This is a genomic window from Janthinobacterium leeuwenhoeki (assembly GCF_051380795.1).
GTDB lineage: Bacteria > Pseudomonadota > Gammaproteobacteria > Burkholderiales > Burkholderiaceae_D > Janthinobacterium.
This window is the reverse complement of the sequence record NZ_JBNYXT010000003.1, coordinates 132,859-141,852: the sequence shown is the minus strand read 5'-3', so window position 1 is coordinate 141,852 and position 8,994 is coordinate 132,859. Positions and strand designations below refer to the sequence as shown.

11 protein-coding genes are annotated in these 8,994 nt (G+C 56.7%); 4 read left to right on the top strand and 7 right to left on the bottom strand.

The window, feature by feature from the left end; translation table 11 throughout:
• Window positions 1-5: 5 nt before the first annotated feature.
• Window positions 6-467 (bottom strand): hypothetical protein, encoded by a 462-nt coding sequence (locus ACQ4WS_RS04035; protein WP_436473881.1) that lies wholly within the window; start codon window positions 465-467, stop codon window positions 6-8.
• A 787-nt stretch (window positions 468-1,254) separates the two neighbouring features.
• Window positions 1,255-1,839 (bottom strand): RNA polymerase sigma factor, encoded by a 585-nt coding sequence (locus ACQ4WS_RS04030; RefSeq protein ID WP_436473879.1) that lies wholly within the window; start codon window positions 1,837-1,839, stop codon window positions 1,255-1,257.
• 460 nt (window positions 1,840-2,299) lie between these two features.
• On the opposite strand from ACQ4WS_RS04030, the gene ACQ4WS_RS04025 reads away from it, so the two are divergent.
• Window positions 2,300-2,569, top strand: coding sequence for a hypothetical protein (locus ACQ4WS_RS04025; RefSeq protein WP_436473877.1), 270 nt, complete (start codon window positions 2,300-2,302; stop codon window positions 2,567-2,569).
• A gap of 335 nt (window positions 2,570-2,904) precedes the next feature.
• Window positions 2,905-4,059, top strand: a complete 1,155-nt coding sequence (locus tag ACQ4WS_RS04020) for an ATP-binding protein (protein WP_436473875.1) — start codon at window positions 2,905-2,907, stop codon at window positions 4,057-4,059.
• A 38-nt stretch (window positions 4,060-4,097) separates the two neighbouring features.
• Here ACQ4WS_RS04020 and ACQ4WS_RS04015 read toward each other — a convergent pair whose 3' ends face one another.
• From ACQ4WS_RS04015 to ACQ4WS_RS03995, 5 genes are all read right to left on the bottom strand, one after another.
• Window positions 4,098-4,343 carry a hypothetical protein gene (locus ACQ4WS_RS04015; RefSeq protein ID WP_436473873.1) on the bottom strand — a complete coding sequence of 82 codons (246 nt, stop codon included), beginning with the start codon at window positions 4,341-4,343 and terminating at the stop codon, window positions 4,098-4,100.
• 102 nt (window positions 4,344-4,445) lie between these two features.
• Window positions 4,446-5,891: an ATPase domain-containing protein gene (locus ACQ4WS_RS04010; RefSeq protein WP_436473871.1), complete on the bottom strand. Its 1,446-nt coding sequence runs from the start codon at window positions 5,889-5,891 to the stop codon at window positions 4,446-4,448.
• Complete coding sequence (locus tag ACQ4WS_RS04005; protein WP_436473869.1) at window positions 5,888-6,304, bottom strand: hypothetical protein; 417 nt, start codon at window positions 6,302-6,304, stop codon at window positions 5,888-5,890. The genes ACQ4WS_RS04010 and ACQ4WS_RS04005 overlap by 4 nt, the downstream gene beginning before the upstream one ends.
• A 72-nt stretch (window positions 6,305-6,376) precedes the next feature.
• The gene (locus ACQ4WS_RS04000) at window positions 6,377-7,747 is read right to left on the bottom strand and encodes a hybrid sensor histidine kinase/response regulator (RefSeq protein WP_436473867.1); all 1,371 of its coding nucleotides are present in this window, start codon (window positions 7,745-7,747) and stop codon (window positions 6,377-6,379) included.
• Between the two features lie 157 nt (window positions 7,748-7,904).
• Window positions 7,905-8,141, bottom strand: coding sequence for a hypothetical protein (locus ACQ4WS_RS03995; protein ID WP_436473865.1), 237 nt, complete (start codon window positions 8,139-8,141; stop codon window positions 7,905-7,907).
• Window positions 8,142-8,324: 183 nt separating this feature from the next.
• Here ACQ4WS_RS03995 and ACQ4WS_RS03990 point away from each other — a divergent pair, with 183 nt between their 5' ends.
• Complete coding sequence (locus ACQ4WS_RS03990) at window positions 8,325-8,660, top strand: hypothetical protein (RefSeq protein ID WP_436473863.1); 336 nt, start codon at window positions 8,325-8,327, stop codon at window positions 8,658-8,660.
• Between the two features lie 5 nt (window positions 8,661-8,665).
• Window positions 8,666-8,908 (top strand): Imm32 family immunity protein, encoded by a 243-nt coding sequence (locus ACQ4WS_RS03985; RefSeq protein ID WP_436473861.1) that lies wholly within the window; start codon window positions 8,666-8,668, stop codon window positions 8,906-8,908.
• Window positions 8,909-8,994: the final 86 nt, after the last annotated feature.

The window sequence follows — 8,994 nt, the reverse complement described above, 5'->3', positions numbered from 1 at the left end:
TCCCGCTATTTAATCGTGACATGAAAATGGTCGTCGTGGCGTATGAGTGGTCTTACCCGGGGAACGGTGAGATCATTAAAATAGATAACTTGGACAAAGCTAAATTCAAACAATATACGGATTAGCTGAGCCGTTGCATCGCGATCATACTGCGTGTCAAACCTTGTTACAGCGCTCTCCATTTTGTCTTTGCGAAATAATCGGACATCAACGTCTTTTCCGCTACGATGGCTTGCATGGTTACGGTAAATGGCACCATCAGCCAGGCTGATATTTCCAAAACCAATTTTCCGGCTATCGATACCTTGCCATTGATGCTCGACCAAAAACAGTAGCGAAAGCAGCCTGGGATGAGCATATTGTCCGGCGCCATTGGGCGGTGTGCCATAGGTGTAATATCCCGCGCCTTCCGGTCTTTGCGGAAGATTAAAGTAGCCGCGTGCATCCTTTGCTTGCAGTTCCAGCATGCGTGCCCCTAAGTGTAAATCCCAGCGATCATTTCAAACCGACGGCACCATGCAGTGCTCCCCGCACATCTCGATGAGGATGTTATGCGCCGATGTACCTGGCAGGTATCCTCGCGTATTCGCAAAGTAGTCTGCGCGCTCGATGATTTTTGCCGTTATGCATTTTCTGGGCATTGCGAAGGATCAAAGATCTGCGCGTTGATGGACTTATCTTTGTGAATTGTCGCTAGTTGAAGTTATGGCGTTGGGCCAGCGCAGGAATGTACCGCGCCACTTTAAAATTAAAGAACATCGCCCTTTACGGGAGCCGGGGTCTGCGGGAGCCGGGGTCGGTCCGCCATTTGTACACGATCTCAGCTTTGCTCATCTCTATTTGTGGCAAGTTGCGCTCTACTAAATGCCGATACGGCCCGACTGACTATCCTTGAAAAGCGGTGGCGATGTGGGGCATGGTTTGGACATCGGCATGGCTGTGGTCGTGTCTGAATGGCGAACCTGACCCCGCCTCCATGCGGCCTTGCCAGCGTCTTCTTGTGTCAGACCAGCAGCAGTCAGTGCTGCCCCATAAACTTCGAGCAAATCGTCGACCTCATTGCCCTGACGGCATTGAAACCGGTAGTGACCAGATCGAAATTATCAGGAAGGCTCAATTTACCCGGCAAAGTAGACAAGGCCGCCTTCACCTTAGCCATACCAGCTAAAGTGGTTGTAGGGGTTATTGAGCCAGCCAAATTGCCGTTGGTTGCACTTGCGTACCAAGTAGCCGGCAACTGGCCAACCATGGTGGCTACGCCGCCCGCAAACCACTTCGTCTTCTTCTCAGACTCAAAATTCCAAGTCTTATACGATTCTTTACAGTGCCTAAAGGTTCAGCCACTATACTTGCAACTTCTGAGTGGCTTAAGCCGTTGTAATAAGAAAGGTAAATCGCCTCCATTTGAGAACCATTGATCTTTCGCAAATATTTCATTACAAGCATTGAAGACTGTTTCTCTGTCAATACCGCGTCAGGCTCAAGGGAATTACTTGGCACTTCCTCTTTGTTGCCATCTTGAAGTAATTCAGCATTTAAATAAACCTTTGAATTCCTTAAAGCGTCCAAAGCTTTATTCTTGACAATCGTTCGCATCCAGGTTACAGGACTACCTTTCTCAGCATTATAAGATTTAGCCTGAAGCCAGATACTCGTAAATGTTTCCTGAACCACCTCTTCAGCAAGTTGTTGATTTTTAACAATTTTATACGCATAGAATAGTAAATACTTACTGGAAGCATCGTGAAGCATCCGAAAAGACCGTATGTCGTTTTTTTCAATCCAATACGCAAGGTCGGAATTCTTATTTTCTCTTGCAGCAATAAATTCAAGCTCCACCTTGACCTCGCAAAGAATTGAAATTAATTTATTAAAAAATAATATTTATCCATTTAAAAAATAGAATAAATATCGCAATGAAAAATTCTTCCCGCTATTCAAGTTAAAGCATACCGGTTCGTCCTGGAAAAATGTTCACAGTTTGTAACAAGCTGGGATTAATGCGAAAAATGTTATATACGCTTGCACACATTAAATTTCGAATAATATTTACTAAACTGAATTTTCCAGCCAGATTTACTGGAGGGGATAATTGTTACCGCTGTCGTGGCCATCGTCCTGGCGCTGATAGAGCGCCCCATCGAGCAGGCCATTCGCAAGGCGCTTGCGCGTACCAGTTGGCCCCGGGCTCAGATTTTCCACTTGGATACGATCTCGGCATTCAAACATCAGCCGGTGGGCGCGTCCGGTCTCTGAACGGGCACGACGAGCATCTGCATATTGAGATAAGAGAGCAAGGATGAAGATTCGCCTTGCATGCTGCGCCATGGCGATCGCGCTATTCTCAACGGCGCAAGCCGCCGAGAAGCAGCGGGAATGGACTGGCGAACCACGGCCCTTGCGGGGTGACGAGCAGATCTATGGCGGAACGCTGTCCGACATGCTGCCGCCCACGCGAAACGAGCGGAAAATGGCAATCATGGTCAAAGGGGAACTGGCAAAGGAACTGCTTGCTCAGATCGGACCTGATGTGAAGCAGGAACAGGCCTGCAGCTCCTCAGCGCATTAGCGCGAACGGCGCAGGGGGGATATTACTTGCGTTCATACAGCGGGATACGAATGCTATTTCGGACTTGACCTGCGCACTCGAAAAGGCAGGTATGGAGCGATCTGCTAGCCCGGGCGCTGCCCGGCGCTGCCAAAACCAAGGCCAGCCTCATGGCACCGGCGTACAGCCGACCCGATTCTGCTGCTTGAGCGACTCGACTTGCAGAACCAGCGCCTCAATCTGCACAATGAGATGTCAAGTCATACGCACATGACGCCCAAGGCCGGGGCGCAATCCCCCATCCCTCGCCTCAACCGCGTACACTGGCTCCTCTTCCATCAACGCATTGGTCCACCGTGAAACTATCGCGCTTTATTACCGGCCATCTGGAGCCGATCCTGGAAGAGTGGGAACTCTTCGCCAGGTCGCTCCCCATTCCTGGTGCCACCATCTCGAAAGCAGAATTGCGCGATCATGCAAAGCAGATGCTGCAAACCATCGTACGCGACATGGATGTCATCGAGAACGCGGCGCAGCGGAAAAAGAAATCGACCACGGGCGTATCGGAAATAGCGGGCAAGGAAACGGCAGCCGCCACGCATGGTTCCCTGCGCCAGCAGATTGGCTTCACGCTGCCGCAACTGACGGCGGAATTTCGCGCGATGCGGGCCAGCGTTCTGCGCCTGTGGATGGCACAGGCGCCGGTGGCGTCGAGAACGGCGACGCTGGACATCCTGCGCTTCAATGAAGCGATAGACCAGGCGCTGCAGGAATCGGCCATACGCTATTCGCAGCAAAGCGACCGCACCCGCAATACCTTTCTCGCCATCCTCAGCCACGATCTGCGCAGTCCGCTGAGCACGATGACGATGGCGGGCGCGCTGCTGAGCAGGCCGAGCGCGAACTCTGCTTCCACGCTGCAGATCGGTGCACGGGTTGCCCGTAGCGCAGCGACCATGACCACCATGGTGAACGATTTGCTGGAATTTGCCAGGACGCAGCTGGGGGGACGCATGCCCATTTCCCCCAGCTTGGGCGACTTGGGGGAAATCTGCAAGACGGCCGTCGAGGATGCTTCGGCCGCTCACCCGCAATGCAAGTTTGAACTGAGTACCACGGGCGAGATGATCGGCGACTTCGATGCGGCCCGCCTGGCCCAGCTGTTTTCCAATTTGCTCAACAATGCCGCGCAATATCGCACCGACGACCAGCCGGTGACCATCACGGCCTGCGGCGATGCCGATACGGCCGTGGTGCAAGTGAAGAATTTCGGCCGCCAGATCCCGGAAGCCGCGCTGAAGAGCATTTTCGATCCTCTGGTACAGCTGGCCATTTCCGACGATCACAAGGCGCCCAACGCCACCAGTATCGGACTGGGTCTGTTTATCGCGCGTGAAATCGCCAGCGCGCACGGCGGCACCATCGGCGCCGAATCCAGCCTGGAATGCGGCACGGTATTTACCGTGCGCCTTCCCAGGGTGTCGCTGAACGAGGGAGCGAACGGCTGCTAGGCGCGCCCCCTCCCCTGCCGGGCCGGGCCGGGGTCGCCTTATCTGCGGCTCAGCGGCACATACTCGCCCGGCAAGCTGGCTACCTCCAGTGCATCGGCAAAGGCCAGCAGGAACTTCGCCGGGCCATGCTCCGACACCAGCAGGGAGGCGCCCTTGTGGCGCAGCAGTTTCAACACCTCCTGCAATCGTTCCTGATACTCACTGGAGCTAGCGTAAAAGGTTTGATACATCTCCAGCGTTTCCATGGCTTTCGCGGCCAGGATGAATTCGGGTTTGTCCATCATATCTCCTCTTGATCAGCTCGGAAACACAGAAGACGCATTGATCCCCTATGCGCACGGCCATCGATGTCGGCATGGCCGCGCTTCCATCATACGCCTCATCGCCTAAGCCCGGTAAGGCTCGCCCGACAAGATGCCCTGGTACTGGCTGAGGGTGGCGCCAATCTTCATGCCCCCGGCGTCGATATCGTAGAAACGGATATCCTTGCTGTGGCCGCTGCCACGCACCTTCACCACCGATACGACCCGCTTGAACTGGCCTTCGAGCTCGATATAGCGCTGCATGACGATGGCGTCGGCCAGGAAAGCGTTACCGTAGGAACTGAAGCGCAGCATGGTGTACTGGTCTTCCAGCTCGGCCGTCATCAGCACGGACACGCCCATGTCCGTCAAGGCCGCCACCAGGCGGTACAACGATTCGCGGAAATCCTCGCGGAACATGGAGGCCAGCGCCATTTCAAAGCCGGACAGCGAATCGATGACCACGCGCTTGGCCTTCATGCGCGTGATCATGCTCAACAGGTCGTGCAGGATTTCATCCAGTGACAGGTCGAGCGTGCGGGTATTGATCACGCCGATCTGGCCGGAATCGACGAGGGCATTCAATTGATGGCTGAGCAGCTGGTTCGGGCTTTTCTCGAAAGCGGCGATCACGCCGGGCTCGCCGCAGCGCACGCCTTCCGTCAGGAATTGCGTGGCCAGCACGGTCTTGCCGGAACCGGACGGCCCCACCAGCAGCAGTGAGTAACCTGCCGGCAAGCCGCCGCCCATCATGGCGTCGAGCTCCGGCACGCCCAGCGACAGGCGCTCGTTGCCGGAAATGCTGACCTTTCCCATGCCGCTAGTCTTCAACACCGCGCGGGGAAAGATTTCCACACCATCGTCATTGATGCGGAAGGTGTGCACGCCCAGGCTTTGTGACTGCCCGCGCATCTTGACCACCTGGATCTTGCGCACCATGGCATCGCGGTGCACGAGCTGCGACAGCCACAGGATGCCGTCGGCCACCGTGAACACGGCGCTCGACTCGGCCTCGGGCGCCAGATATTCGCCGATCAGGAAGGTCGTGGCCAGCCAGCTGGTCATTTGCGCGCCCAGTTGCTGCACAAAATTCTGCAGGCCGGCCGGGCCCGCGTCCATGGCCTTGGCCGACTGCACCACGGAGCGGAAGGAATCGACGAAGACCAGGCTGGGCGAGAATGCCTCGACCTCTTCGGCGATGCGCGCCAGCACGCGGTCGAAATCGCCTTCCAGCAAGTCAGCCGACAGATTGACGAACTTGATCGACTGGTTGGTCTTCTCCACATCGAAGAAGGGAAACTGCTGCTGATAGCGCAGCATCTTCAGCGGTGGCTCGCCCAGCACCGTGAAAAACAGCGCCTTGCGCTCGGGCGTGGCGAGGGAAAACATGATCTGGTGCGCCAGCGTCGTCTTGCCGCTGCCGGGCGAGCCCGCCACCAGGTTGAAGGAAAATTCAGGTATTCCGCCGCCCAGCAGTTCGTCCAACCCAGGCACGCCAGTGGCCAGGCGATGGATGGTGACTTTGTTCATTCGTTCGGCTCCGTTCCAGCATTATTCACAACGTCATCACCCCAGGCTTTGAGGAGGATGCTATTCGTTAAGAGTTCGCCAATTAATAAAATAAGGGTATTGATGAAGTGCATCAACATCGCCGTGCTTGCCGCACAGGCGGCGGGGTCCGCCTGTCCCTGCAAGCTGGCGCGCAAGGCGGTCATGGCAGCTTCCAGCGTTTGCGGAGCATGGGGCGTCAACCAGCTGAACTGTTTCTGACTCTGGTGCAGGCAGCGGGCATACATCGACTCCACGCCCCGCTCACCAATGATCTGATTCAATTCAGCGGCCAGTTGCACCCACAGGCGAATACTGACGTCTACCACCGCACCTGGCTCGCGTAACAGCGCGTGCTCTATCCTGCGCTGCCGCTGTTCATGGACTGTGGCCATAATCGGATCTTTTCTCTGCGGTTTTCGGTGCATGGACCATGTTAAACAAAAGCATCAGGGTTTCCTCGCCCATCAGCGCGGAACCGTTGCCGTGATTATTCTCGACAAAGCGTCGATATTGATCGGCTTTACCAGGTAGTGATCAAACCCTGCCTGGCCAGCGCGGTCGAACTCGCCAAGCTGACTGTACCCTGACGCGGCGACAAAGCACGGCAGCGGTGCCACCAGGGCCGCACGCGCCGAACTAATAACCTGGTAGCCATCCATGCCTGGCAAGCCGATATCACACACGATGACATCGTAGGGCGCATCGAGCGCGGCGCGCAAGCCGCTGGGGCCGTCATTTCGCACGTCGACATGGTGGCCGTCCTGCGTCAGCAGCAGCGCCAGCATTTCCGTCGCATCGGCATTATCCTCGATCAGCAATATGCGGCGTGGCAGTGCGCACGCCGCAGGTACCGCCTGCATGCCCTGCGATGGCGGCGCCAGCGACGACAAGGGCAGCTGCAAGACAAACTGGCTGCCAAAGCCGACCCCTGCGCTGAACACGTCCACGGTGCCGCCATGCAACTGGGTAATGATGCGCACCAGCGACAGGCCGATACCCAAGCCGCCCTGCGCCCGTTCCAGCGAACGGAAACCTTGGGTAAACAGGTCGAAAATGAAGGGCTGGATATCGAGGGCGATGCCGGCGCCATCATCGCTGACGGCAATTTCCACCAGATTATCCTGGCGCCGGACGACAATGTCGATGTGACCAAACTCGTGCGTGAATTTGCTCGCATTGATGAGCAAGTTGGCAAACACCTGTGTCAGGCGTACCAGGTCTCCTTCGATCACCAGCGCTTCCTTCGGCATGCTCACGCTCAGCACTTGCTGGCGTAGACTGATGCTGACCTGGCCAACTTCCATGGCGCTGGCGAGGATGTCGCTCAGCAGGATGGGCGCCAGCTGCAAGGTGATCTTCCCGCTGCTGACGCGCGAAGCGTCGAGCAAGTCGTCGATCAGGCGCGCCATGTGCGCTACCTGGCGGCCGATCACGCCATGCACGTGCGCCAATTGGGGATCGAGGTCGACCTTCTTGGCCAGCAAGTCATTGGCCATTGCCAGCGGCTGCAAAGGGTTGCGCAACTCATGCGCAAGCATGGCCAGGAATTCCGTCTGGCGGACGGTCGTCGCTTCGGCGGATGCTTGCATGTCCTGTGCGCCAAACGTCGCCAGCACCAGGTTTTGATTCGCTTCGCGCAACTGCTTGACCAACAGGCCGAAGGCGTCGGATTTATCCTTTTCCTGCACCTGCATCTTGGCCATGGTCAACAATTGATTGATCGTCTCGCGCAGCAGCTTGACTTCGCGGCTATGCAAGGCATGCAGATTTTGCTCGGAGGCCAATGGCAGGGCGGGCGCATCCTCAGGATCCGGCGAGAGTGCTGTGTGGTGCATGGTGTACGGCCTGTGGGGGCCGGCCTCAAGGACAACTCTTCGTTCCGCGGCGTTCACTCAGACATCGCCGCGCACGCCAGCTCTATTGCTGCATACGGTGTATTGCTTTCTACCTAAGCACAATACTCTATTTCCCTCACCAAATGAAAGAATTAGATTACTTATTGTTAACAGTGCGCAGGGGTAGCACGTAATTGGCCAGCTGCCAGCCCATGGCCAGGGCCGATTGCTCCGCCTCGTGCTGCGTGCTGCGATTTTCCAGATTGGCTTGCCGCACATCTTCAAAGCCGCACTTGCTCAGCACCAACTGTCCCTGCCAGCACCCCTCGGGCAGTTCGCAGGCGTAGGCCGAGATCAGGAAACCATTATGGGTGGTGGGATTCGCATAAGACATGAGGCCTCCTAGGAATGAACAGTGCCGTCGCCGATATAAACCACGGCCGTCATTGCAGTATAGTCGGACTGAGTGTAACCGCAATACAGCCCGAATTTCATTTAAATCAACCACATACGCATCAATCCGCCTGACGGGGTCCGCACGCACGCATTGGCAGCGTTTGGCCTCCCGTGCAAAAATATGTCCCTCGATACCCTCCCCGCGCATTGCCATATGGACCAATACCATTTCCTCGTCGGCGAATTCAACAAGCATAGCCCCTTCATTCCCGCAACAGCCAGCGCGCAGCTGTTTGCCTGGTTCGCGCAGAGAGGCGAGCGCGTCGAACGCTACGGCAGCAGGCGCGGCAAGGTCGTCATATTCTCGCAGAGAAATTACGAGAAGAATTGCGCGCGACCATGCAAGCCCATGGCCGCTGCGAACAGCAGCATGACCGGATCCACTGCTTCCTCTCGCACGCCGACGCGCGCCGACCTGCTGGCGCACGCCATGCTGGGCTCTCACACCGACAATTGACACCCATGACCCCACACTTATCGCTGCACTGCTACCTGCAAGACACGCCTTCCGACCAGGCGCTGCCCTGCTCCGACATGACCATCCACGCCGACCCGGCCACCCTGCGCGCCATCGCCCATTTTCTGCTGGCCAGCGCCGACGAGTTTGATCTGGCGCAAGAGTGTGCCGGCATGCACGCCCATTTGCAAGACGCATGGGATGGCTGGCAAGACGATTTCCCCGACCTGGTGGTGGTGGCGGCCTAGGGTGGCGGCCTGAGGTGAGGCGTAGAAGGGCGCCCCGGCTGGCGCGCGTCGGGTAACATACGCCACCTTTGCCATACAGAGATCCT

What these genes read in the sequence shown, in the direction of transcription:
- ACQ4WS_RS04035 (WP_436473881.1), bottom strand. Translation starts at nt 467, where the DNA reads ATGCTGGAACTGCAAGCAAAGGATGCACGCGGCTACTTTAATCTTCCG.
- ACQ4WS_RS04025 (WP_436473877.1), top strand. Translation starts at nt 2,300, where the DNA reads ATGAAGATTCGCCTTGCATGCTGCGCCATGGCGATCGCGCTATTCTCA.
- ACQ4WS_RS03990 (WP_436473863.1), top strand. Translation starts at nt 8,325, where the DNA reads ATGTCCCTCGATACCCTCCCCGCGCATTGCCATATGGACCAATACCAT.
- ACQ4WS_RS04000 (WP_436473867.1), bottom strand. Translation starts at nt 7,747, where the DNA reads ATGCACCACACAGCACTCTCGCCGGATCCTGAGGATGCGCCCGCCCTG.
- ACQ4WS_RS04005 (WP_436473869.1), bottom strand. Translation starts at nt 6,304, where the DNA reads ATGGCCACAGTCCATGAACAGCGGCAGCGCAGGATAGAGCACGCGCTG.
- ACQ4WS_RS04010 (WP_436473871.1), bottom strand. Translation starts at nt 5,891, where the DNA reads ATGAACAAAGTCACCATCCATCGCCTGGCCACTGGCGTGCCTGGGTTG.
- ACQ4WS_RS03995 (WP_436473865.1), bottom strand. Translation starts at nt 8,141, where the DNA reads ATGTCTTATGCGAATCCCACCACCCATAATGGTTTCCTGATCTCGGCC.
- ACQ4WS_RS03985 (WP_436473861.1), top strand. Translation starts at nt 8,666, where the DNA reads ATGACCCCACACTTATCGCTGCACTGCTACCTGCAAGACACGCCTTCC.
- ACQ4WS_RS04015 (WP_436473873.1), bottom strand. Translation starts at nt 4,343, where the DNA reads ATGATGGACAAACCCGAATTCATCCTGGCCGCGAAAGCCATGGAAACG.